Raw genomic sequence first — 24,986 nt, 5'->3', positions numbered from 1 at the left:
CACAGGAGAGCATGTGACCACGGCGCACTTCGCCACCGACCATCCCTACGAGGTCATCATCGAGCGCGGGGCCCTGGCGCGGCTGCCCGAACAGCTCGGCGACGCCGCCCGGGTGGCGATCTTCCACCCCCGGGTGCTCACGAAGACGGCCGCGCGCGCCGCGGACCTGGTGCGGGCTGCCGGCGCGCAGCCCGTGCTCGTGGAGCTGCCCGAGGGCGAGTCCGCGAAGACCCCCGAGGTGCTGGCAGCCTGCTGGGGCACGCTGGCGCGCGCCGGGTTCACCCGAACGGACCTCGTCGTCGGGCTCGGCGGAGGAGCCAGTACCGATCTGGCGGGATTCGTCGCGGCCACCTGGCTGCGGGGAGTGCGCTGGGTGAGCGTGCCCACCACCGTGTTGGCCATGGTGGACGCCGGCATCGGCGGGAAGACCGGCGCCGACCTGCCCGAGGGCAAGAACCTCATCGGGGCGTTCTGGGAGCCGAGCGTCGTCCTGGAGGACCCCGATCTGCTCGTTGGGCTGCCCATGGCCGAGGTGCGCAGCGGACTGGCCGAGGTGATCAAGCACGGCTTCATTCGCGACTCCGCCACCCTCGACCTCATCGAGGAGAATCCCGCCGACGCCGCCGATACCGGTGGCACCCGCCTCCACGAGCTCATCGCCCGCTCGGTGCAGGTGAAAGCCGCCGTCGTCTCCGCCGATCTGCGCGAGTCCACCTCGGTCGGCGACAGGGTCGGGCGCGAGCAGCTCAACTATGGGCACACGCTCGGTCACGCGATCGAGGCATCCGAGCACTTCACCAGGCGCCACGGCGAGTGCGTCGCCCTGGGCATGGTGTTCGCTGCCGAACTGTCCGAGCGCCTGCTCGGCCTGGACCCCGCGGTCGTTGGGCGTCACCGGAGGCTCCTGGCGGCTGTCGGACTCGCGACGAGCTATCACGGCGCCCCCTGGCAGGAGCTGCGTGAGCTCATGGCCCGCGACAAGAAGACCCGCGGCACCACGCTGCGCTTCGTCGGGCTGCGGCGCCCGGGGCAGGTCGCCATGATCGTCGACCCGCCGGAGGATGCCCTGGCCGACGCCTTCGCCGCCCTGCGCGGCACGCACAGCTGAATCCGGTCACCGGTCCGCCACCGGCACGAGAGGAGTCGACAATGTACGTTCCTGAGCACTTCGGATATCCGCCGGAGGAGCTGGATGCGCTTCTCGCACGGGTGCGCATCGCCGATCTGGTCACCGTGGGCCCGCAGGGCCCCGAGGCCACTGTCCTGCCCTTCGTCTTCCGCCCCGACGAGGGCGAACACGGAGTCCTGCGTGCTCACCTCTCGCGAGTCAATGACCAGTGGCGCCATGCGGGCCCAGCTCTGGTCGTGGTGCACGGACCCGACGGCTATGTCGACCCCAGCGATGTGCCGTCTCCCCACGCGGTGCCCACCTGGAACTACATCACCGTCCATGTCCGGGGCCGCCTGGTGGCCCACGACGACCCCCGCTGGGTGCGCCGCGCCATGGTGGAGCTCGTGGCGGCCCAGGCGAGCGACTTCGATTTCGACACCCTGTCACCGCGGATGCTCGACGGGCTGGTGCGCTCGGCCGTGGGCGTCGAGGTGATCGTCGAATCAATCGTGGGCAAGGCGAAGATGAGCCAGAACCGCTCCAGCACGGACATCGCCGGCATCGCCGACTCCTGGTCACGCCGGGTCGAGGACCCGCAGCAGGTCTTCGCGGGCCGCTGCCCGGCCGAGGGCATCGGATATCTTCGCAACGAGTCCCTCGCCCACGCCATCGCCCGCGAACGTGCCACCGAAGAGATTCGCGAGCGGAAGTGACGCATTGCCGAATCGGCCTGCGCGCCCGGAGCCGCTAAGATGGCTGATCGCGGCGAAACGACCCCGAGGGCAGCTGCCCAGCGTTCCGCCCGAACCCGTCAGTGTGAAAGGCGAACACGTGGCTACGACCAACGACATCAAGAACGGCACGGTGCTCAATCTGGACGGCCAGCTGTGGCAGGTCCTGTGGTTCCAGCACCACAAGCCGGGCAAGGGCAATACCGTCGTTCGCACCAAGATCAAGAATGTGCTCAACGGAAAAGTCGTCGACCGCACCTTCCCCGCCGACACGAAGATCGAGATGGCCCAGGTCGACCGCCGCGACATGCAGTACCTGTACAGCGATCCCAGCGGGCTGGTCGTCATGGACAATGACAACTACGAGCAGTTGACCATCCCGCTCGACGTGATCGGCGATTCGAAGGACTACATGCTCGAAGGCATGACAGTCACGGTCGCCACCAACGAGGGCACGCCGTTGTACGTCGACCTGCCGGCCAGCGTCGAACTCGAGGTCAGCTATACCGAGCCCGGTCTGCAGGGAGACCGCTCCACCGGCGGCACGAAGCCCGCCACGCTCGAGACCGGCAAGCAGGTCCAGGTACCCCTGTTCATCTCCACCGGGGAGAAGGTCAAGATCAGCACCGACGACGGCAGCTACCTCGGACGTGTCCAGGGCTGATGAGCGATCCTGAGGAGAAGGCCATTCCGCTGGCACCCGGGGAGCACCCGCCGGTGCCCGGCGCCATCAAGGTGGCCACCAAGGACTATGCGGGCACCCGCCACTCGGCGCGCACGAAATCCCGCAAGCAGGCCCTCGACATCCTCTTCGAGGCCGATCTGCGCGGCGAACCGATCGACCGTGTCGTCGAACGCCGAAGCCAGGAAGGCGACACCGGGGTACGCGAGTACACCGCCCAGATCATCGCGGGATATCAGTCCCACCAGCCGGCGGTTGACCAGCACATCGCCGAGTGCCTGGCCGGGGACTGGACGCTGGCGCGGATGGCGCGCATCGACCGCAACCTCGCCCGCATCGCCGTATGGGAGCTGGACAATACGACGATCCCAACCCAGGCAGCCATCAGCGAGGCGCTGGAGCTGGCAGAGGAGTTGAGCACCGACGACTCGGTGGCCTTTCTCAACGGACTGCTGTCCAAGGCCGCCGAAGCCCGCGGCTGATAGGCTCTTGCGAGGCTGAGGCCTCGACCTGTACATCTGAGCCTGCCCATGAGGCAGGGTAAGGACGGTCATGAGCGCGAATTCTCACGGTGCGATCCTGGTTCTCGAGGACGGGCGCACATTTCGCGGCCGATCCTTCGGGGCAGTGGGCGAGACCTTCGGCGAGGCAGTGTTCTCCACCGGCATGACCGGATACCAGGAGACCCTCACCGACCCCAGCTACGACGGCCAGGTCGTCATCGCCACCGCCCCCCACATCGGCAACACCGGGTGGAACGACGAGGACGACGAGTCGACCCGCATCTGGGTGGCCGGCTATGTCGTGCGCGATCCGGCTCGCATGCCCAGCAACTGGCGTGCCCGGCGCAGTCTCGACGAGGAACTGGCGGCCCAGGGGGTCGTCGGCATCAGCGGGATCGACACCCGGGCACTCACCCGCCACCTGCGTGAGCGCGGCGCCATGAGAGTGGGGATCAGCTCCCTCGACGACGACCCGGCGGCACTGCTCACCAAGGTGCTGGCCAGCCCGACGATGGCCGGAGCCGATCTGGTCGGCGACGTGACGACCGACCGGCCGCGCACCATCGCCGCTCAGGGGACAACGCGATTCACTGTCGCAGCGATCGATCTGGGCATCAAGTCGATGACTCCCCACCGGATGGCCGAGCGCGGCATGGAGGTTCATGTGCTGCCCGCCAACGCCAGCTGGCAGGATGTGACAGCGCTGGGCGCAGACGGGCTGTTCTTGAGCAACGGGCCCGGGGATCCCTCGACGCTGACCGATTCGGTGACCCTCCTGCAACACGCGCTGCGCGCCGGGCTGCCGGTCTTCGGCATCTGCCTGGGAAACCAGGCCTTCGGCCGGGCGCTGGGATTGCCCACCTACAAGCTCAAGTACGGTCACCGCGGTATCAACCAACCCGTCCTGGAAAGGGCAAGCGGCAAGGTCGACATCACGGCGCACAACCATGGCTTCGCCGTTGACGTGCCCCTTGAGGGACCGACCGACACCGACTTCGGTCAGGTCGAGGTGTCCCACATCTGCCTCAACGACAATGTCGTCGAGGGCCTGGAATTGCGTCGCGAGGGGCAGCTCAAGGGCTTCTCGGTACAGTACCATCCCGAGGCGGCCGCCGGGCCCCACGATGCAAGCCACCTGTTCGACCGCTTTGCCGAGCTGATGGCCCAGCACCGCGACAGCGCTCACGATTCCGCCGAGGGGGAGCAGGCCTGATGCCCAAGCGCACCGACATCTCATCGATTCTCGTCATCGGATCGGGGCCCATCGTCATCGGCCAGGCGGCTGAGTTCGACTACTCGGGAACCCAGGCCTGCCGCGTGCTGCGCGAGGAGGGCTACCGGGTCATCCTGGTCAACTCCAATCCGGCGACCATCATGACCGATCCGCAATTCGCCGACGCCACCTATCTCGAGCCGATCACACCCGAGTTCGTCGAGAAGGTGATTGCCAAGGAGCACCCGGATGCGCTCCTGGCCACCCTGGGCGGCCAGACCGCCCTCAATACGGCCATCTCGCTGTACGAGTCCGGTGTGCTGGAGCGCCATGGTGTTGAGCTCATCGGCGCCGACGTCGCCGCGATCCAGCGCGGCGAGAACCGCGAGCAGTTCAAGCAGATCGTCGAGCAGCTGGGCAGCTTCCCCGGCGGACGCCCCGAGGTGGCACGTTCGCGGATCTGTCACAGCGTCGAAGAGATCGTCTCCGCCGCCGATGAGCTCGGCTATCCCTTGGTACTGCGCCCCAGCTACACGATGGGCGGCGTCGGCTCGGGTATCGCACGCGACCGCGAGGAGCTCGTGCAGATGGCCCGCATCGGCTTGGACGCCAGCCCCGCCACCGAGGTGCTCGCCGAGGAGTCGATCCTGGGCTGGAAGGAGTACGAGCTGGAGGTGATGCGCGACTGCGCGGACAACGTGGTGATCGTCTGCTCCATCGAGAATCTCGACCCGATGGGCGTGCACACCGGCGATTCCATCACCGTCGCACCGGCCATGACACTCACCGACCGCGAGTACCAGTGGATGCGCGATGTGGGCATCGCCATCATCCGGGCGGTCGGAGTCGACACCGGCGGGTGCAATATCCAGTTCGCCATCAACCCGGCCAATGGCCGGATGATCGTCATCGAGATGAACCCGCGCGTCTCGCGGTCCTCGGCGCTGGCATCCAAGGCGACCGGTTTCCCGATCGCCAAGATCGCTGCGAAGGTCGCGGTGGGCTACACCCTCGACGAGATCCCCAATGACATCACGGCGCAGACCCCGGCCAGCTTCGAGCCGACACTGGACTATGTGGTGGTGAAGGTGCCGCGCTTCGCGTTCGAGAAGTTCCCCTATGCCGACGCCACCCTCACCACCCACATGAAGTCGGTGGGCGAGGCCATGGCCATCGGCCGCAACTTCACCGAGGCGCTCGGCAAGGCGCTGCGCTCGACCGAACAGGGCGGTGGCTTCTGGACCTCTCCCGAGCTCGACGAGCTCGGCCTCGACGAACTGCTCGCCGGCGTGGCGCGTCCCCACGACGGGCGGATCCTCGAGGTGGGTGCCGCCCTGCAGCGCGGCGTGAGCGTCGAGCGCCTGCACGAGCTGACGGGCATCGATCCATGGTTCCTCGACCAGCTCGCGCTCATCCAGGAGGTGGGCGAAGAGCTTCGCCGGGCGCCCGAGCTGACCGCTGAGCTGCTGCACACCGCGAAACGCCATGGCCTGTCCGATACCCAGATCGGGGTGTTGCGCGCCATGCCCGCCGACCAGGTGCGCGCGCTTCGCTGGCAGCTGGGGGTGCGCCCGGTCTACAAGACCGTCGACACCTGCGCCGCGGAATTCGCGGCACGCACGCCCTATCACTACTCCAGCTACGACGAACAGACCGAGGTGGAACCGCGCACCAAGCCCGCCGTGCTCATCTTGGGCTCGGGACCCAACCGGATCGGCCAGGGCATCGAGTTCGACTACTCCTGTGTCCACGCGGCCCAGGTGCTCTCGGCGAACGGCTACACCTCGGTCATGATCAACTGCAACCCCGAGACCGTCTCCACCGACTACGACACCTCCGACCGGCTGTACTTCGAGCCCCTCACCCTTGAGGACGTCCTCGAGGTCTACCACGCCGAGTGCGAGGCGGGGCCGGTGGTCGGCGCCATCGTGCAGCTGGGAGGCCAGACTCCGCTCAAGCTGTCCCAGCAACTCAAGGATGCCGGTGTACCGATCGTTGGCACCAGCCCGGAGGCCATCTTCCTGGCCGAGGACCGCGAGGCCTTCGAACGGGTCCTCGACGAAGCCGGGCTGCCCGCGCCCAGATACGGCATGGCGACCAGCTTCGCCGATGCCAGTGCGGTGGCCGCCGGGATCGGCTACCCGGTGCTGGTACGGCCCAGCTATGTGCTGGGAGGGCGAGGCATGGAGATCGTCTACGACGAGGAATCGCTGCGCGCCTACATCGAGAACTCGACGCTCATCGGCCCGGGCTCGCCGGTGCTGGTCGATCGTTTCCTCGACGACGCCATCGAGATCGACGTGGACGCCCTGTTCGACGGCGAGGAGCTGTACCTGGGCGGCATCATGGAGCACATCGAGGAGGCCGGCATCCACTCCGGCGACTCGGCCTGCTCGCTGCCGCCGGCCACCCTCGGCGACGAGGTGATCGACCGGATCCGCACGAGCACCCGGGCCATCGCGGCCGGCGTGGGGGTGCGCGGTCTCATCAACATCCAGTACGCGCTGGCCTCCGACACCCTCTACGTCCTGGAGGCCAACCCGCGCGCCAGCCGCACCGTACCCTTTGTCTCGAAGGCCACCGACACCCAGCTCGCCAAGGCCGCGGCGCTCATCATGCTCGGTTCCACCATCCCCGCGCTGCGCAACTGCGGAGTGCTGCGCCAGGTGGGCGACGGCGCGGCGCGCTGGGGAGGCATGCCCATCGCGGTGAAGGAAGCCGTCATGCCCTTCAACCGCTTCCTCACGAGCCAGGGACGCAGTGTCGACACCCTGCTCGGCCCCGAGATGCGCTCCACCGGGGAGGTGATGGGCATCGACAACTCCTTCGGGGTGGCCTTCGCGAAGGCGCAGGCCGCGGTCTACGGAGCCCTGCCCACCACCGGCACGGTCTTCGTCTCGGCAGCCAACCGCGACAAGCGGCATATCATCCTGCCGCTGCGGGAGCTGGCCGACATGGGTTTCCGCATCCTTGCCACGGCGGGGACGGCCAGCATGCTCGCGATGCACGACATGGAGGTCTCGACAGTCCGCAAGTTCAGCGAGGGACGGGGGCCAGGCGGTGAACCCACCGTCGTCGACCTCATTGAGGCGGAGAAGATCGACCTCATCTTCAACACGCCGACCGGCGAGACACGCGGCGGGCGCCCGCGCGGCGACGGATACGAAATCCGCACCGCTGCGATCCTGCACGGGGTGCCGTCGATCACCACCGTCCAGGGGCTGGAATCGGCGGTGCAGGGCATCCAGGCGCTGCGCCGCGGGCAGATCAGCGTGAAATCCCTGCAGGACTGGGGCCATGACATGGCCGAGCACCTGCACGCAGTGAACAACGGCGCCGAATGAGCGGCGGAACAGGGGGAATGGTGCTCGACTCCAGTCTCGACGAGGTCTGGGTACGCGCCCTGCGCGCCGGTTACCTTGGGTGCGTACGTCCGCTGCTGTTCACCATGCACGGCGGCGATCCCGAGAAGATTCACGGTCAGCTCATCAGTACTCTTGGCCATCTTCCCGAGAGCCTCATGGGCGTCGTGCGCTGGGCGCTGGACCGCGACAAGGATCCGGTCGAGCTGGCGGGGATCCACTTCCCCGGCCGGGTCGGCGTGGCAGCCGGCCTCGACAAGGACGGGGTGGCCGCGGCGGCATGGGCGCCACTGGGCTTCGGCTTCGCCGAGCTGGGCACTGTCACAGCCCACGCCCAGCCGGGCAATCCGCGTCCCCGACTGTTCCGGCTGATCCGCAGCCGGGCGATCATCAACCGGATGGGCTTCAACAACAATGGCGCCGAATCCCTGGCGGCCAAGCTTGCCGGCGCCCAGGTGGCGCGCGGGAACAATGCGCTGGGTTGTCCTGTGGGGGTTTCGATCGGCAAGACCAAGCGGATCCCGCTCGAGCAGGCCGTGCCGGACTATCTGTTCAGCCTCGAGACCCTGGCACCCTATGCCGACTATCTGGCGATCAACGTGTCGAGCCCCAACACCCCCGGCCTGCGCAGCCTGCAGGGCCGTCGCCAGCTCGAGGAGCTGACCGGCGCGCTGGTGAGCCGTGCCCGCGAGCTCGATCCTCACCATCCCCTGCCGATCTTCGTCAAACTCGCACCGGACCTGCCGATCGGTGAACTCGACGAGCTCCTGGGGGTGTGCGAGGACGCCGGTGTCTCAGGTCTGGTGGCCACCAACACCACCCTGGAACGCGGTGGCCTCGCCCCGGAGGACCAGCACCTGGCGGTCCAGGCGGGTGGGCTGTCCGGAGCGCCGCTCACCGCGCTCGCCCTGCAGCGGGTGCGCTGGATCGCCGGGCACACGAAGCTGCCGATCATGGGGGTTGGCGGCATCATGAGCCCCAATGACGCCCAGGCGATGTTCGATGCCGGGGCTCGACTGGTCCAGCTGTACACCGGTTTCATCTTCGAGGGGCCGGCGCTCGTGGCGGGCATCAACTCGCTGTGCCGCCCCGACCGGCTTCGGGTGACGCAATGACGGCCCGGGGCCAGGGCCCGACGGGCGGAGCGGAGAAACCCGCCGCCCAGGCTTTCGCCGCCCGGCTTGCCGGCCTGTGCGCCCGGCGCGGCAGGTTGTGCGTGGGCATCGACCCCCACGAGAAACTGGTGCGCAGCTGGGGTTTCGACTACGACGCAGAAGGCGTCGAGCGGTTCAGCCGCACCGCAGTCGCCGCGCTGGCGCAGACGGTGGCGGTCTTCAAACCGCAGAGCGCCTTCTTCGAGATCTTCGGGTCCAAGGGCCTGGCTGCGCTGGGCCGGGTGCTGGGTGACATCCGGCAGGCCGGGGCACTGTCGATCCTCGATGTCAAACGCGGTGACATCGGCTCCACCATGAGCGCCTACGCCCAGGCCTATCTGGCACCGGGCGCCGAGCTCGAAGCCGATTCGATCACGCTGAGCCCCTATCTTGGCTTCGAATCCCTGCGTCCCGCGCTCGACCTGGCGCATGCGGGCGGCCGGGGTGTGTTCGTTTTGTGCCACACGAGCAATCCAGAAGGCCGCGGTGTTCAGTTCGCCCGCCACGAGGGCCGCAGCGTCGCCCAGGGCGTCGTCGACGCCGCCGTCGACGAGCAGCGGGTCCATCCACTGGGCGACGTCGGCCTGGTGATCGGCGCCACCCACGAGGACTCCGGCGTCGATCTGAGCGGTTTTCGCGGATGGGTGCTGGCACCCGGCATCGGCGCCCAGGGGGGCACCATCGGGGCGCTCGGCACCATCTTCGGTGAGGCGGTGGAAAGGGTGCTGCCCAGTGCCTCGCGAGGCGTGCTGTCCGCGGGTCCCGAGCCTGCGGCGTTACGCGCCGCGGCTGCCTGCCTGGTGCTGCGCTGACCCGGACCCGGACCGGCCTGTCAGGCACCGCTGTCGGTGGCGGGGCACGAATCCGGCCCGGGTCTGACGCGGCCCCTGAACTGGGGGAGCTGTGCGTTGTACCGTAGACGGAGGGCCGGACAAATGGCGTCCGCCTGACACGAATGGAGTACGACAGTGGCCATCCCGACGTTGTCACCAGAACAGCTCCGGTCCGCTCGTGACGCTGCCACGCAGGCTCGCAGGGCGCGTGCCGAGTTCAAGGAGAAGGTCCGCAGTGGGAAGCTCAGCCTCGGCGAGGCACTCGATATTGCCGGCAATGATGAGATTCTCGCCCATGTGAAGGTCGTCGATCTGCTGAAGGCCCTTCCCCGCGTGGGAGAGAAGAGAGCAGCCGATATCATGGAGCGCCTTGACATTGCCCCCAATCGGCGGGTGCGCGGACTCGGCCGCCACCAGGTCGCGGGCCTGAAGACGGAGTTCCACTGATCCATGAGTGAGACCGTGGCGGTTCCCTCTCGAAAGACTGGTGCTGTGACACATGAGGGGCACGACACGGTGAGCGGTGGCCGGGTCTATGTGATCTCCGGACCCACCGCCGTCGGGAAGGGGACGGTGGTCTCCAGGCTGCAGAAGCTGTACCCACAGATCTTCGTCTCGGTGTCCGCAACGACGCGGCCTCCGCGTCCCGGCGAGGTGGATGGGGTCTCCTACCATTTCCTCGATGATCGGAGTTTCGATCAGCTGCTGGCCAGCGGTGGACTGCTGGAGTGGGCCACGGTCCACGGCGCCGCGCGCTACGGCACGCCCCGTGAACCTGTCGAGCGGGCCGTGGCACAGGGCCGCCGGGTGGTCCTCGAGATCGACTTGCAGGGCGCCCGTCAGGTGCGCGAGAGCTACCCGAAGGCGGTCCAGATCTTCTTGGCCCCCCCGAGCTGGGACGAACTGATCCGCCGGCTGCGCGGGCGCGGTACGGAAACACCCGCCCAGCAGGCCAGGCGGCTGCGCACCGCTCGCGAGGAGCTGGCGGCCGAGTCGGAGTTCGATCATGTGGTCGTCAACGACGAGGTCCAGAAGACCATCGATGAGCTGGTAGGCTTGATGGGACTGTGAGCCTGCGGCATAATGTCGTGGCTCGCTGGCCTGCATTGCCGGTCCGTGTGCCACCGTTGTGAGGCGCACGACCATCCGGTGTTGGCTGCGCCGACGTCATCTGCGCGAGGACGCCGGCGAGGCCATGCCATCGAGGCAGCGCCGATCAGACATGTTCAACCAAGATCCCCGCACCAGCGGGTGACAGGACGAGGCATCCACGTGACAACCGTTCCTTCCGAAGGCATCATCAATCCTCCTGTCGACGACCTGCTCCAGCACGTCGACTCCAAGTACCGGCTGGTGCTGTTCGCTGCCAAGCGTGCCCGTCAGATCAACGCCTACTACTCCCAGCTCGGCGAGGGGCTGCTGGAGAATGTCGGCCCGCTGGTCGAGACGAGCGTCCAGGAGAAGCCGCTGTCCATCGCTCTTCGGGAGATCCAGGCCGGGATGCTCGAGTACACCGAGATCGATCCGCAGGCCGAGGCCCAGGCACGCGCCGAGGCCGCGAAGGACCCCGAATTCGATCTGAATGACCCCTTCGGCGGTATCGACCCCGCCTGAGCCGGGATCTCCCGGCCGCTTGTCAGCCCCGACTCTTGGTCGGGCAGAAAGTCAGACAATGAGCAGACTCTTCACGTCCGAATCCGTCACCGAGGGTCACCCCGACAAGGTGGCGGACGCGATCGCCGATTCGATCCTCGACGAAATGCTGCGCCAGGACCCGCACTCGCACACCGCCATCGAGGTGCTAGTGAGCAATGGCGTGGCGGTCGTGGCAGGGGAGGCGACCACCGAGTCCTATGTGGCCATTGCCGATGTCGCCCGCTCGCGGATGCTCGAAATCGGCTACGACTCGTTCGACAAGGGCCTGGACGGCTCCACCTGCGGCGTCATGGTCGCGCTCAACAATCAGTCACCCGATATCGCCCAGGGCGTCGAGCACTCCTGGGAGGAGCGCAATGCACTGGCCACCGACGATGCGGACCGTCAGGGGGCCGGCGACCAGGGGCTGATGTTCGGCTATGCCTGCACCGAGACCCCCGAGCTCATGCCGCTTCCCATTCACCTGGCGCACCGCTTGTCGCTGCAGCTGGCGCAGGTGCGCCGAGACGGCACGCTTGCGCTGCTCGCCCCCGACGGGAAGACCCAGGCCACCATCGAGTACGAGGGCGCGAAGCCGGTCCGGGTGCGCAATGTCGTCATCTCGACCCAGCATGCGCCCGATGTCGATCTCGATGCCGTGCTGACCCCGGCGGTTCGCCGCGAGGTGATCGATCCGGTGCTGGCCAGTTACGAGATCGACGCGCGCGAGCCCTCGGTGCTGGTCAATCCGTCCGGGAAGTTCGTCATCGGCGGTCCGCAGGGAGATGCCGGCGTCACGGGCCGCAAGATCATCGTCGACACCTACGGTGGCACGGCCCGTCACGGGGGCGGCGCGTTCAGCGGCAAGGATCCGAGCAAGGTCGACCGTTCGGCCAGCTATGCGGCCCGCTGGATCGCGAAGAACGTCGTGGCCGCCGGGCTTGCGTCACGCTGCGAGGTGCAGGTGAGCTATGCGATCGGGCGGGCCCGGCCGACCAGCCTGTATGTCGACAGTTTCGGCACCGGGGCCGTGCCCGACGAACAGCTGGTGGCGGCAGTACAGAGTGTCTTCGATCTGCGCCCGAAGTCCATCATCGAATCCCTCGACCTGCTGCGCCCCATCTACAGCCTGTTCACCAACTACGGGCACTTCGGACGGGAACTGCCCGAGGCCACCTGGGAGCGTACCGATCGCGCGGACGCGCTGGCGAGGGCCGTGCGGGGCTGAACCCGTGATGACGTACCGCTGCGCGGTTTCGCAGCGGTCGATGGCCCCCGGTCGTGGCGCGGCGGCCCGGCCGGGCATCGGCGGGTTGCAGCTGGCGCAGCGGAGGAATTGTCGGTGAGCGTCCCTAGGATTCCTGCTATGGGGGACACGGCGGAACCGAAGGCCGATCCGGCGGCACGCACCACCGGCGTGCGCACCGCGGAGAATGCTCTCGGCTCTGCCGCGCCCGATGTCCTGCCCCGCATCGCCCGGGTCGCCCTCGACGTCTATCTGCCCCATCTCGACCGCTTCTTCGACTATTCGATCCCCCCGGCAATGGCTGCCGAGATCGCAGTGGGGGTGCGTGTCCGGGCCCGGTTTGCCGGCCGGATGGCGGCTGGTTTCGTGGTCGACCTGCCCGCCACCAGCGAGGTGGAGAAGCTCGCGCCGCTGAGCAAGATGATCTCGGCCGAGCCGGTCCTGCTGCCCGAGCAGGTGCAGCTGCTTCGCGCCGTCGCCGATCACTGGGCCGGCACCTTCGCCGACGTCCTGCGGCTTGCCGTGCCACCTCGCCACGCCGCCACGGAAGCCGCCGAGCAGACGCCCTGGCCGCTGCCGCTGACCCCGCCGACGCCGGGGGACGGGCTGCGCGACGATCCGGGCGGGCAGACCTTCCTCGACAGGATCGCGCAGGGCGAGCCCGTCCGGGCGCATTGGAACGTGCCGCCTCGCTGGAAGACCGATCAGGCCGGGGCAGACGACTGGACGAGAGGCGTCGTCCAGGCCACCCTGGCGGTACTGCGGGCCGGCCGTGGCGTGCTCGTCGTGGTTCCCGATGTCGTGCAGGTCCGGAGGGTGCGCGATGTGCTGGCGCAGTTCGTGGGTCAGGGCGCCATCGCCGAATTGCACACCGAGCTGGGTCCTGCGGCGCGCTACCGCAACTATCTGGCCGTCGCGCGCCGCCAGGCTCGGGTACTGGTGGGGACCAGGGGCGCGGTCTTCGCGCCGATACATGCACTCGGGCTCATCTGTCTGTGGGACGACGGTGACGACCTGCTGGCAGAGCCTCGCGCACCCTATTGCCACGCTCGCGATGTGGCCGCCATCCGCGCAGTGCAGGCCTCCTGCGCACTTCTCATGAGCTCCTATGGGCGCACCGCCGAGGTGCAGAGCTGGATCGAGCGTGGCTGGATGGCCCCGATCGGATCGCCTCCGGCGCACACTCGGCGCCGCTGTGCGCCGGTACGGGTCGCCGCCGACTCCGACGAGGCGTTGCGCCGCGACCCGCTCGCCAGGGCCACACGCCTGCCCAGCATCGTATTCGACACCATCCGGGCCGGGCTGGCCGCCGGACCGGTGCTCGTCCAGGTGCCGCGCGCCGGGTATCTGGCGGCGCTGAGCTGCCAGCGGTGCCGAACGGCCGCGCGCTGCCCCTCCTGCCAGGGTCCGCTCAAGGCCGATCGTCTCGCAGAGGGGCACCGCCACGTGTCGTGCACCTGGTGCGGGCGCACGCTGGGCGAGTGGTCATGTCCGGTATGCGGTGGCCGGGAGCTTCGGGCCCCTGTCGTCGGCTCGGCGCGTACCGCCGAAGAACTCGGACGGGCATTCCCCGGCACCCGGCTGGTGGACAGCTCCGGTGACCATGTGGTGCGCGAGATGGGCGCTTCACCAGCCCTGGTGGTCAGCACGCCGGGTGGCGAGCCGCGCCCCCAGCAGGGCTACTCGGCTGCCGTGCTGCTCGACGCTGCCATCATGCTCGGACGGGCCGACCTGCGTGCTGCGGAGGAATCCCTACGGCGCTGGCTCGGGGCGGCTGCTCTGGTCCGCCCGGGGGAGGAGGGCGGCACCATCTGCCTGGTTGGCCCCGCCCAGGACCGCGCTGTCCAGGCGTTGGTGAGGCTTGACCCGGCCGGCTTCGCGGCCCTTGAGCTGCAGGACCGCGCCGCGGCGGGCTTCCCGCCAGCCGTGACGATGCTCGTCGCCCAGGGCAGCGCCGACGCCCTCGCCTCGCTGGGGAAAGCAGCGCGCTGGCCGCCGGGAGCCGAGGAACTCGGGCCGGTGCCACTGCCCCCCAACGGGGCCGACAGCGGGGAGCTGCGGCTCATCGTGCGGGCCCCCCGGCAGCTCGGCGCGGCCTTGGCGGCTGCCGGAAAGCATGCGCTGGCAGTGCGCACCGCCCGCAAGGAGCCCGGGGCCCTGCGCCTGCAGATCGATCCCGTCGCGGCATCCTGAGCACCGGAGTTGCCGGGCCGATAGGCTGGTCGGCGCAATGAGGACGGCTCGCGTCTCGCCGGCCGTACCGACTCCGGTGCGAACGTGCCGCGGATCCGCGGCCTTACTGGGAATGGGCCGCGGCTGCGCGGCGTGAGGGGTACAGATGCGCATTGCCTTTGCGGGAACGCCGCGCACTGCCGTGCCGAGCCTGAGGGCGCTGCTCGCCGCAGGACATCGGATCGAGGCCGTGATCACCAGGCCCGATGCACCTGCCGGCCGGGGTAAGAAGGTGGTCGACTCCCCGGTCGCCCAGGAAGCACGTCGGCTTGGCCTGCGCGTCCTCAAACCTGCCCATCCCCGCGATGAGGATTTCGTCGCCCGGCTCGGTGAGATCGCTCCGCAGGCATGCGCGGTGGTCGCCTACGGGGCACTGCTACCCCAAAACGTCCTCGACCTCGTGCCACACGGCTGGATCAACCTGCACTTCTCGCTGCTGCCTCGCTGGCGCGGCGCGGCACCGGTCCAGCGAGCCCTCATGGCGGGCGATGAGTTCAGCGGGGTGACCACCTTCCGGATCGTCAAGCAGCTCGACGCCGGGCCCATCTACCGGCTCAGGCGGGTTGCGGTGGGCCCCGAGGAGACTGCCGGTGAACTGCTCGGGCGGCTGGCCGATCTGGGAGCAGGCACTCTGGTCGACACCTTCACCGACATCGCCGCCGGCCGGGAGCCCACCCCCCAGTCCCCCGACGGCGTGACCCTCGCGCGCAAGGTCGGTGTCGAGGATGCCCACCTTGAGTGGACACGCCCCGCTGACGAACTCATCCGCCTCATCCGGGCCACCAGCCCCTCGCCCGGCGCATGGACCGAGTTCGAGGGGCGGCGATTCAAGGTGCTCGGCGCCCGCCGGGTGGTTCAGGACATGGATGCCGCCGTGCTGGCGGCTGGGGAGCTGGACGTTCACCCCCATGCTGTGCTGGTGGGTGCCGCTGACGCTCCCGTGGAGCTGACGAGTGTGCAAGCCTTCGGCAAGAAGGCCATGACCGCGGCCGAGTGGGCACGTGGTGCCAAACCTGCCCCGGGCGCCCGGCTCGGGGACGGGGCGTCATGAGCAGGCTCGGGGCTCGTCCGGGCGGCCGCCCCGAGGAGCGTGGCAGACGACGGATGGATCGACCACGCCGTACCGCCTTGGAGGCCTTGCGCGAGATCGACCGCAATGGTGCCTACGCCAATCTGGCCGCTCGCCGGGTGATCGAGGACCAGCAGCTCACCGGACGCGACGCTGCGTTCGTCACCGAACTCGTCTTCGGCACATGCCGCATGCTGGGCAGCTATGACGCCATCATCGAGCTCGCTGCGGGCCGTGACCTGGACAGCCTGCAGCCCGATGTGCTCGACATCCTGAGACTGGGGGCCCATCAGCTGCTGGGCACACGGGTACCGGCCCGCGCCGCCGTGGACACGAGCGTGGCGCTCGCGGCGATCGTCGTTGGAGAGCGGGTCTGCGGGCTGGTCAATGCCGTGCTGCGCAAGATTGCCCGCCGCGATCTTGCACAGTGGGCCCAGCGTCTGGCGGGTGGGGACGAGGAGCGTCGCCGCTGCCTGCTCACGGGTCACCCGCAGTGGATCATCGATGCCTTCGCCGAGGTCCTGCCCACCGATGAGATCGATGATCTGCTCGTGGCCGACAATGAGGCGGCCGAACCCACCCTCGTGGTGCGCCCGGGCCTGTGCAGCCGCGATGAGCTGGTCGAACAGGGCGCCGAGGCCACGCGCTGGTCACCCTGGGGCGGTGTGCGTCCCGGCAATCCGGCGCAGCTGCCGGCAGTGCGTTCAGGTCGCGCCGGAGTCCAGGATGAGGGCAGCCAGCTCGTCTGTCTGGCGACCTCCCGCGTGCCCGGTCTGGGCGGCGGACGGTGGCTGGACATGTGCGCCGGCCCCGGCGGTAAGAGCGCGCTGCTGCGCGGGATCGCCCCCGAACACCAGGCCCTCCTTGTGGCGGGGGAGGCCCAGGAACACCGGGCGAAGCTCGTGAGCCTGGCGCTGCGACGCTACCCGCACCAGGGACATCAGGTCGTTGTCGCGGACGGCAGGAGGCTCCCCTTCCCGGATGGCAGTTTTTCGCTCGTCCTGGCCGATGTGCCCTGTTCAGGACTCGGCGCGCTGCGCAGGCGCCCGGAATCGCGGTGGCGGCGCTGGCCCGAGGACGTCGGTGAGCTGGCCGGACTGCAAAGGGAGCTTCTGGCCTCGGCGCTTGCGGCCTGCGAACCGGGTGGCGTGGTGGCCTATGTCACCTGTTCTCCTCATCGTGGGGAGACCCTCGATGTGGTGGGGCAGTTCACCGAAGGTCCGGTCGAGGTGCTCGACGCCCCCGCGCTCTTGCCCGAGGTGCCCGGCTGTGCGGCGCACGCCGACCCTCGTTTCGTGCAGCTGTGGCCGCACCGGCACCGCACCGATGCGATGTTCCTTGCGCTCCTGCGCAAAGCCAACTGAGAGGGCGCTTCTGCGCAAAGCCAACTGAGAGGGCGCTTCTGCGCAAAGCCATCTGAGCGGGTGCTGCCACGCCGACCTGCCCGATGCAGCCCGCCGAGCCCTAGACTGTGCGCGTGCCCGTCGCCATCACCCCTAGTGTGCTCAATGCCGATCTCGCCGATCTTGCTGGCGAGGTGGCCCGGATCCCCAGCGCCGATGCGGTGCACGTCGACGTGATGGACAGCCACTTCGTACCCAATCTCACCCTAGGGCTGCCGGTCATCACCTCGCTGCGCCGACATACGAGCCTTCCCCTCGACATCCACCTCATGATCGAGGACGCCGACCGCTGGGCCCCGGCCTACGCGGAGGCCGGCTGTGAGTCGGTCACCTTCCATGTGGAGGCCACCCGAGCACCCATCCGGCTGGCTCGCGAGCTGCACGCGCTGGGCGCGCGAGCCTCGATGGCGCTGCGTCCGGCCACCCCCATCGAGCCCTATGCCGAGCTCCTCGGCGAACTCGACCAGGTGCTCCTCATGACTGTCGAACCCGGTTTCGGCGGCCAGAGCTTTCTCGATCTGGTGCTGCCCAAGATCGCCCGCACCCGCGAGATCGTGCGCCGCAGCGGCCAGCAGATCGCCATCCAGGTGGACGGCGGCGTGAGCCTGGAGACTATCGAGCGCTGCGCCAGTGCCGGTGCCGATGTCTTCGTTGCGGGCACCGCAGTCTTCGGTGCCTCCGATCCCGATGCCATGGTGAGCGCGCTGCGCGAGCGCGCAGCTGGCTCTGCAGCCCTGCGCGCCGAGGGGTGACTAGCCTTGGGAGACGTGAACGAAACCAGCTCAGCCCTCGACGAGGGCACTCTCGCATCCTTCTCCGAGCGCTTCGCCGCCGATCCTGCGGCGCGCATCGCACAGAACGCCGTCACCACCACGAGCGTCGACACACTCAGCCTGGACCGGGCTGTGGTCACCTCGATCGACCCCTCGGTGTCCAACAAGGTCGACACCTGGAAGGTCGCGAACCAGAAGAAGAGTGGCCGCTGCTGGCTGTTCAGCGGGCTCAACTTCCTGCGCGGCCAGGTGATCGAGGAGCTCAAGCTCAACGAGGACTTCGAGTTCAGCCAGAACTACCTGCACTACTGGGACAAGCTTGAGAAGGCCAATTGGTTCCTCACGGCGATGGCCCAGTTGGCCGATCGCGAGCTGGACGATCGCACTGTCCATCAGCTGTTGGCGGACCCGATCGGCGACGGCGGGCAGTGGGACATGTTCGTCTCGCTGGTGAAGAAGTACGGTGTCGTGCCCAAGTACGCGATGCCCGAGACCGAGTCGAGCTCGAATACCCATGCCATGAACGCTCAGCTCAGCGCCATCCTGCGCCGTGGCGCCCTCCTGCTGCGCGACGCCGCGACCCGCGGTGCGGCGCAGGAGGCGAGGCTCGCGGTGCTCGAGCAGATCCACCGTGTGCTCACCATCCACCTGGGTACGGCGCCCACCAGTTTTGTGTGGCAGTACCGCGACCGCGACAAGAACTTCGTCCGCGAGGGTGAGCTGACCCCCCAACAGTTCGCGGACAAGGTGCTGACGGTCGACGTCGAGGATTATGTCTGCCTCGTCAACGACCCGCGTCCCAGCTCGGGTTATCTGAAGACCTTCACCGTGGACCAGCTCGGCAATGTCGTGGGCGGCCGCCCGATTCGCTATCTCAACGTCGAGATCGCCGATATCAAGAAGATCGTCGCCGAGATCATCTGCGCCGGCCGGCCGGTGTGGTTCGGCTGCGACACCGCTCAGCAGTGCGATCGTCAGCTCGGCATCTGGGACGCCGGCCTGCACGACTACCAGAGCCTCTACGGCATCGAGCTGAACACGACGAAGGCCGAGCGGATGCTCACCGGTGAGTCCCTCATGACCCATGCCATGCTGTTCACCGGAGTCGACCTGCTCGACGGCACTGCGCGGCGCTGGCGGGTGGAGAATTCCTGGGGCGACGACAAGGCCGACAAGGGCTTCTTCACGATGAACGATTCGTGGTTCGACGAGTACGTCTTCGAAGTGGCGGTGCCGCGCAGCGCCCTCAATGCCGAGCAGCTGGCCGCACTGAAGACCGAGCCCACCGTGCTGCCGCTGTGGGATCCGCTCGGCGCGCTCGCCTGAGGCAGATGAGCCGCGCCGTGGACCTCGGTTCTCCGATCCGCTCATCGACCGGTAGGGGACCGCGAGGGTCCACGGCGCGGCTCGTCCGACCCCACCCCCTTGCCATGATTGATGTGGCGAAGCGCCGTCGGCTGAGCGCGCTGCGCTCACAGCTCGGTCATCGTCGTGGCCGCAGGGCGGGTATTACTGCTCGTCGCGGCGGCGCAGATAGCGTTGGAACTCGGCGGCCAGCGAATCGCCGGTGGTGTCCGGCAGACCCTCGGAGTCCTGCTCTTGCTCGAGCCCTTGGATGTACTCGGCGATATCGGGATCGTCCTGGGCCAGTTCATCGACTCCCCGCTGCCAGGCCTTCGTCAGATCGGGCAGCTCACCGGGGTCGAGCACCTCGTCGATGACGTCTTCGACGCGCGTCAGCAGGGCCAGCGTCGCCTTCGGGTTCGGCGGACTGGCCACATAGTGCGGCACCGAGGCCCACAGTGTCACGCATTGCAGGTGTGCCGCGCGGCACGACTCGGCGAGCACCCCGACGATCCCGGTGGGCCCTTCGTAGCTGCTGCGCTCCATGCCCAGCCCGGAGGTCATGTGCTCGTCGGTGCTGGCTGCGCTCACCGGCAGTGGTCGGGTGTGGGGGGTGTCGGTGAGCATCGCGCCGAGCAAGATCACCTGGCTGGGGTCGATCGTGCGGAAGGCCGAGATGAGGGCTGCGCAGTAGCTGCGCCACCGCAGATTCGGCTCGGGGCCGGCCACGAGGACGGCGTCTCGGTGGTTCAGATGACACACCGAGACGCGGGTGGACGGCCAGCGCAGCGTTCGGCCTTCTTCGGTCAGCTCGACGCGGGGACGGGTGGTCTGGAAGTCGTAGTAGTCCTCGCTGTCGAGCTCCCAGACCAGTTCGGTGGGATGGGTCTGCGCAAGGTGGTTGATCACCTCCGTTGCGGCGTCACCGGCGTCATTCCAGCCCTCGAAGGCGGCGATCACCACCGGACGACGCAGACCTGCCAAGCCCTCAACCATGGGGACACCCTAGCGGCGAGTGGCGCCCAGTCCTCGCCGCTCACCCACCAGCAGAACATCGCGGGCCAGAAAACGCGCCGGCCGGTGCCCGGCTGCGCCTAGTCTGGTCGAATGCAGAACTCCCGTCTCCGCACGCGCTTGGGTCACGAGCTGTTGATCGGCGACGGCGCGATGGGCACCATGCTGCAGAACCACAGCCTGGATGTCGAGGACTTCGGGGGGCTCGAGGGCTGCAACGAAATCCTCAACGTCACCCGTCCCGCGATTGTGTCGGCGATCCACCGCGAGTACCTGGCGGCCGGTGCGGATTGGATCGAGACCAATACCTTCGGGGCCAATCACACTGCGCTCGCCGAATACGGCATCGCGGAGCGCCTCGATGAGCTCGCCGAGGCGGGCGCCCGGATTGCCCGCACGGCGGCCGACGAGGCGCCCGGAGAGCGCTTTGTGCTCGGTTCGGTGGGACCCGGCACCAAGCTCGCCACCCTCGGCCAGATCGACTTCACCACCCTGCGCGAGGCCTATCAGCGCCAGATCGCAGCGATGATTCGCGGCGGTATCGACGCTGTCCAGATCGAGACCTGTCAGGACCTCCTGCAGGCCAAGGCCGCCGTCATCGCCGCCAAGCGTGCCCGAACCGCCGCCGGAATCGACCTGCCGATCATCGTCTCGGTGACGGTGGAGACAACCGGCACGATGCTGGTGGGCAGCGAGATCGGCGCGGCCCTCAACGCGCTCGAGCCTCTCGGCATCGACGTCATCGGCCTCAACTGCGCCACTGGGCCTGCCGAGATGGGCGAGCATCTGCGCTATCTGGCCGGTCACGCCGGTGTCGCGCTCATGGCGATGCCCAATGCCGGCCTGCCCGAGATCACCGCTGAGGGAGCCGTTTACCCTCTGGGGCCCGACGAGTTCGCCGCCGATCTGCTCGACTTCGCCCAGCGCTACGGGCTGAGCAGCCTGGCCGGCTGCTGCGGCACCACGCCCGAGCACATCGCGCGGCTGCGCGAGGCGGTGGGGGAGCACCGCCAGGTCCGCCCGCGCGCCCCCGAGCGGGTCCATGCCGTGAGCAGCCTCTACTCCGAGGTGCCGCTGCGCCAGGAGACCAGCTATCTCACGGTGGGGGAGCGCACCAACGCCAATGGCTCGAAGGCCTTTCGTGAGGCGATGCTGGAGGGTCGGCTCGACGACTGCACGGACATCGCTCGTGCCCAGAGCCGCGAGGGTGCCCACCTCATCGATCTGTGCGTGGACTACGTGGGGCGCGATGGCACTGCCGACATGGCGGCGCTCGCCGCGCGCTTCGCCACCGCCGTCACGCTGCCCATCATGCTCGACTCCACCGAGCCCGAGGTGATCCGCGCCGGACTGGAACACCTGCCGGGCCGCTGCATCATCAACTCGGTCAACTTCGAGGACGGCGAGGCCGCGGGCTCGCGATTCGCCCGCGTCATGCCCATCGTCGTCGAGCACGGCGCCGCCGTGGTGGCCCTGACCATCGACGAGCAGGGCCAGGCCCGCACGGCCGAGTGGAAGTTGCGCGTCGCCGAGCGTCTCATCGAGACCCTCACCGGGCAGTGGGGGATGGCCGAGTCCGACATTCTGGTGGACTGCCTCACCTTCCCCATCGCCACCGGCCAGGACGAGACCCGCCGCGATGGCCTGGAGACCCTTGATGCCATTCGCGAGCTGAAACGCCGTCACCCTCTGGTCGGCACGACACTGGGCCTGTCCAACATCTCCTTCGGGCTCAATCCGGCCGCGCGGGTGGTGCTCAACTCGGTCTTCCTCCACGAAGCCGTCGAGGCGGGCCTCGACTCCGCCATCGTGCGGGCCGCCAAGATCATGCCCATCGACCGGATCCCCGCCGAGCAATCCGAGGTGGCTCTCGACCTCGTCCACGACCGGCGACGTCCTGGATACGATCCGCTGGCCCGGCTGCTCGACCTCTTCGAGGGCGTCACGGCCGCCGGGCTGAGGGCCAGCCGGGCCGCCGAGCTGGCTGCCCTGCCACTGGGCGAGCGGCTGCAGCGGCGCATCATCGACGGTGAGACGAAGGGTCTGGAGGCCGACCTCGACGAGGCCCTGGAGAGCCGCGGCGCGCTCGACATCATCAACACCGACCTGCTGACGGGCATGAAGGTGGTCGGGGAGCTGTTCGGATCGGGCCAGATGCAGCTGCCCTTCGTGCTCCAGTCGGCCCAGACCATGAAGCTGGCGGTGAACCATCTCGAACCCCACATGGACGCCAGCGACGAGGCCGGCAAGGGCACGCTCGTGCTGGCCACGGTCAAGGGCGATGTCCACGACATCGGCAAGAACCTCGTCGACATCATCGTGTCCAACAACGGCTACCGGGTGGTCAATCTCGGCATCAAGCAGCCCATCAGCACCATCGCCTCGGCCGCCGAGGAGAACCATGCCGACGCGATCGGCATGAGCGGGCTGCTCGTGAAATCGACGATGGTCATGAAGGACAACCTCGCCGAACTCGACAGGCTCGGACTGGCGAGCAAGTATCCCGTCATCCTTGGGGGAGCGGCCCTCAACCGCGCATTCGTGGAACAGGACCTGCAGGAGCAGTTCAGCGGTCAAGTGCGCTACGCCAGGGACGCATTCGAGGGACTGGCCCTCATGGAGGCCGTGATGGCTCTCAAGCGCGGGGAACCCGGCGCATCCCTGCCTGCACCGCGGACCCGCACAGTACCCAGGCACCCGGCGGGACCAGCGCCCGAACCCGACGACCGGACCCGCTCCGATGTCACCCGGCCCGTGCCCCACGGGGTGCAGGTGCCGAAGCCGCCGTTCTGGGGCACCACCGTCTCCACCGGCATCCCGCTGGGCGAGATCGCCTGCTGGCTCGACGAGCGAGCGCTGTTCGTGGGGCAGTGGGGTCTCAAGGCGACCCGGGGAGGGGAGTCCCCCGAGGAACTTCTCGAGCGGGAGGGCAGGCCCCGGCTGCGCGGTTGGCTGGATCGCATCCGGGCCGAGGGCTGGGCGATTCCCGGCGTCGTCCACGGCTACTTCCCCTGTTTCTCCCGCGGGAACGAGCTGGTGGTGCTCGACCCCCGTCGTCCCGACGATCTCGACGAGAGGGTGGCCGTGCTGCGCTTTCCGCGTCAGCGCGCCGGCCGGCGGCTGTGCATTGCCGACTTCTTCCGCGACCGTGCCGAGGCCGAACAGTGGGGTCCCGACACCCTGGCCCTGCAGCTGGTGACGATGGGCGGACGGTTCAGCGAGGCCACCGGCCGGCTGTTTGCCGCCAATGCCTACCGCGATTACCTCGAATTGCACGGCCTGTCGGTCCAGCTTGCCGAGGCGCTGGCCGAGATGTGGCATGCCCGGGTGCGGACCGAGCTGGGTCTGGCCGGTCAGGACGGCGACCTGGGCGCCATGCTGCGGGACCAGGCCTACCGCGGCAGCCGCTACAGCTTCGGGTACGGCGCCTGTCCCGATCTCGAACAGCGCCAGCAGATCGTCGCGCTGCTGCGTCCCGAACGGATCGGGGTGGAACTGAGCGAGGGCTTCCAGTTGCATCCCGAACAGTCCACCGAGGCCCTGGTCGTTCCCCATCCCGAGGCGAAGTACTTCAACGCCCGATGAGGCACCGGGTCCTCTCGGGTGCCACACTGGTGGATCGTGGCCCAGGCCAGCACCGAGCTGCGGTGCGCGACGCGACCACGGAGGAGAAGGCGTGAACGAGATGGATCCCTCGGCACTGTCCGGCGTGCACATCGGGCCGTTGCAGGAGGGCGAGCGGGTGACGCTGGCCGATATGAAGGGGCATCGTCACTCCCTGGTACTGGAGGCCGGCAAGAGCTTCCACACCACGAAGGGCGCGCTGTCGCACGACGAGATCATCGCAGGGCCCGAGGGTGTCGTCGTACGGACCGTCGGCGGTGCCGAGTTCACCGTCTTCCGCCCGCTGCTCCACGAGTACACGGTGGGCATGCCCCGCGAGGCGGCGGTCATCTATCCCAAGGACGCCGCGCAGATCCTCATGTGGGCCGACATCTTTCCCGGCGCGCGCGTGCTCGAGGCGGGCGTCGGCTCTGGCGCGCTGAGCCTGTACCTGCTGCGCGCCATCGGGCCCACCGGACATCTGCACTCATACGAACGCCGCCCCGAGTTCGCCGAGGTCGCACAGCGCAATGTCGCGGACTTCCTGGGCGCCGAGCATCCGGGCTGGCAGGTGAGCATCGGCGATCTCGTGACGAGCATCTGCGATGAGCCGGTGGATCGCGCGATCCTCGACATGCTGCGTCCCTGGGACTGCATCGACGCAGTGGCAGAGCGCCTGGTCCCCGGAGGAGTGCTGTGCTGCTATGTCACCACCACCACCCAGCTGGGACGAGTCGCCGACCAGCTGCGAGCCCACGGAGGGTTCACCGAGCCGGATCTCAGCGAAACCACCGTGCGCCAATGGCACGCCGAGGGCCTTGCCATCCGCCCCGGCCACGGCACGAGCGCCCACACCGGATTCCTCGTCATGAGCAGGCGGATGGCGCCCGGGGTCATGGCGCCGCTCAAGAAACGCCGGCCCGCTCCCGGCGCCTACGGGGCCGATTACCACGGCCCACTGCCTCGCAGCGTCGCGCCGGAGCATCTGGCGGCGAACCGGGCACGCGACGAGGACGATTCAGAGCAGATCGCTCCGGCGGTCCGCAAGGCCTTGCGCAGGCCTCGATGAGTACTCTCG

Annotated in this window: 19 protein-coding genes and 1 pseudogene; 19 read left to right on the top strand and 1 reads right to left on the bottom strand. The window is 68.5% G+C overall.

Going from position 1 to position 24,986, the window contains the following annotated elements; all coding sequences use genetic code 11:
* Positions 1-13: 13 nt before the first annotated feature.
* The 17 genes from aroB to BMX93_RS01565 all read left to right on the top strand — a co-directional run bounded on the left by aroB (position 14) and on the right by BMX93_RS01565 (position 19,273).
* A complete protein-coding gene (gene aroB, locus BMX93_RS01645) occupies positions 14-1,108 on the top strand; it encodes a 3-dehydroquinate synthase (protein ID WP_245725676.1) in 1,095 nt (364 codons plus the stop codon).
* 41 nt (positions 1,109-1,149) lie between these two features.
* A complete protein-coding gene (locus tag BMX93_RS01640) occupies positions 1,150-1,824 on the top strand; it encodes an FMN-binding negative transcriptional regulator (protein ID WP_091967018.1) in 675 nt (224 codons plus the stop codon).
* A 118-nt stretch (positions 1,825-1,942) separates the two neighbouring features.
* A complete protein-coding gene (gene efp / locus BMX93_RS01635; RefSeq protein ID WP_091967242.1) occupies positions 1,943-2,506 on the top strand; it encodes an elongation factor P in 564 nt (187 codons plus the stop codon).
* Complete coding sequence (gene nusB / locus BMX93_RS01630) at positions 2,506-3,006, top strand: transcription antitermination factor NusB (RefSeq protein ID WP_091967016.1); 501 nt, start codon at positions 2,506-2,508, stop codon at positions 3,004-3,006. Before efp ends, nusB begins: the two co-directional genes overlap by 1 nt.
* Positions 3,007-3,076: 70 nt before the next feature.
* Positions 3,077-4,240 carry a glutamine-hydrolyzing carbamoyl-phosphate synthase small subunit gene (gene carA, locus BMX93_RS01625; protein ID WP_091967014.1) on the top strand — a complete coding sequence of 388 codons (1,164 nt, stop codon included), beginning with the start codon at positions 3,077-3,079 and terminating at the stop codon, positions 4,238-4,240.
* Complete coding sequence (gene carB, locus BMX93_RS01620; RefSeq protein WP_091967012.1) at positions 4,240-7,584, top strand: carbamoyl-phosphate synthase large subunit; 3,345 nt, start codon at positions 4,240-4,242, stop codon at positions 7,582-7,584. Before carA ends, carB begins: the two co-directional genes overlap by 1 nt.
* A complete protein-coding gene (locus tag BMX93_RS01615) occupies positions 7,581-8,717 on the top strand; it encodes a quinone-dependent dihydroorotate dehydrogenase (RefSeq protein WP_245725673.1) in 1,137 nt (378 codons plus the stop codon). Before carB ends, BMX93_RS01615 begins: the two co-directional genes overlap by 4 nt.
* Complete coding sequence (pyrF, locus tag BMX93_RS01610; RefSeq protein ID WP_091967008.1) at positions 8,714-9,568, top strand: orotidine-5'-phosphate decarboxylase; 855 nt, start codon at positions 8,714-8,716, stop codon at positions 9,566-9,568. Before BMX93_RS01615 ends, pyrF begins: the two co-directional genes overlap by 4 nt.
* Before the next feature lie 156 nt (positions 9,569-9,724).
* A complete protein-coding gene (gene mihF, locus BMX93_RS01605; protein ID WP_091967006.1) occupies positions 9,725-10,036 on the top strand; it encodes an integration host factor, actinobacterial type in 312 nt (103 codons plus the stop codon).
* Between the two features lie 3 nt (positions 10,037-10,039).
* On the top strand, positions 10,040-10,660 hold the full coding sequence (gene gmk, locus BMX93_RS01600) for a guanylate kinase (RefSeq protein ID WP_091967004.1): 621 nt from the start codon (positions 10,040-10,042) through the stop codon (positions 10,658-10,660).
* A 201-nt stretch (positions 10,661-10,861) separates the two neighbouring features.
* Positions 10,862-11,203 (top strand): DNA-directed RNA polymerase subunit omega, encoded by a 342-nt coding sequence (gene rpoZ, locus BMX93_RS01595; RefSeq protein ID WP_091967002.1) that lies wholly within the window; start codon positions 10,862-10,864, stop codon positions 11,201-11,203.
* Between the two features lie 58 nt (positions 11,204-11,261).
* Positions 11,262-12,452: a methionine adenosyltransferase gene (gene metK / locus BMX93_RS01590; protein ID WP_091967001.1), complete on the top strand. Its 1,191-nt coding sequence runs from the start codon at positions 11,262-11,264 to the stop codon at positions 12,450-12,452.
* 138 nt (positions 12,453-12,590) lie between these two features.
* Positions 12,591-14,663, top strand: a complete 2,073-nt coding sequence (locus BMX93_RS01585) for a primosomal protein N' (RefSeq protein WP_177170014.1) — start codon at positions 12,591-12,593, stop codon at positions 14,661-14,663.
* Between the two features lie 145 nt (positions 14,664-14,808).
* Positions 14,809-15,753 (top strand): methionyl-tRNA formyltransferase, encoded by a 945-nt coding sequence (gene fmt, locus BMX93_RS01580; protein WP_091966999.1) that lies wholly within the window; start codon positions 14,809-14,811, stop codon positions 15,751-15,753.
* Entirely contained in the window at positions 15,750-17,135 is a 1,386-nt protein-coding gene (locus tag BMX93_RS01575; protein WP_245725671.1) for an RsmB/NOP family class I SAM-dependent RNA methyltransferase, read from the top strand. Before fmt ends, BMX93_RS01575 begins: the two co-directional genes overlap by 4 nt.
* A 113-nt stretch (positions 17,136-17,248) precedes the next feature.
* Complete coding sequence (rpe, locus tag BMX93_RS01570; protein ID WP_091967238.1) at positions 17,249-17,926, top strand: ribulose-phosphate 3-epimerase; 678 nt, start codon at positions 17,249-17,251, stop codon at positions 17,924-17,926.
* A 15-nt stretch (positions 17,927-17,941) separates the two neighbouring features.
* Positions 17,942-19,273, top strand: a complete 1,332-nt coding sequence (locus tag BMX93_RS01565; protein WP_091966995.1) for a C1 family peptidase — start codon at positions 17,942-17,944, stop codon at positions 19,271-19,273.
* Positions 19,274-19,456: 183 nt separating this feature from the next.
* On the opposite strand, the gene BMX93_RS01560 is transcribed toward BMX93_RS01565, so the two are convergent.
* Complete coding sequence (locus BMX93_RS01560) at positions 19,457-20,287, bottom strand: PAC2 family protein (protein WP_091966993.1); 831 nt, start codon at positions 20,285-20,287, stop codon at positions 19,457-19,459.
* Between the two features lie 111 nt (positions 20,288-20,398).
* Here BMX93_RS01560 and metH point away from each other — a divergent pair, with 111 nt between their 5' ends.
* Together metH and BMX93_RS01550 are read left to right on the top strand one after the other, a co-directional pair.
* Positions 20,399-23,890, top strand: a complete 3,492-nt coding sequence (gene metH, locus BMX93_RS01555; protein ID WP_091966991.1) for a methionine synthase — start codon at positions 20,399-20,401, stop codon at positions 23,888-23,890.
* A gap of 133 nt (positions 23,891-24,023) precedes the next feature.
* A pseudogene (locus BMX93_RS01550) lies at positions 24,024-24,977 on the top strand (tRNA (adenine-N1)-methyltransferase); the annotation flags it as partial.
* Positions 24,978-24,986 lie beyond the last annotated feature (9 nt).

This window comes from Propionibacterium cyclohexanicum, from assembly GCF_900111365.1.
Lineage (GTDB): Bacteria > Actinomycetota > Actinomycetes > Propionibacteriales > Propionibacteriaceae > Propionibacterium > Propionibacterium cyclohexanicum.
This window is presented reverse-complemented; position numbering and strand designations above follow the sequence as displayed.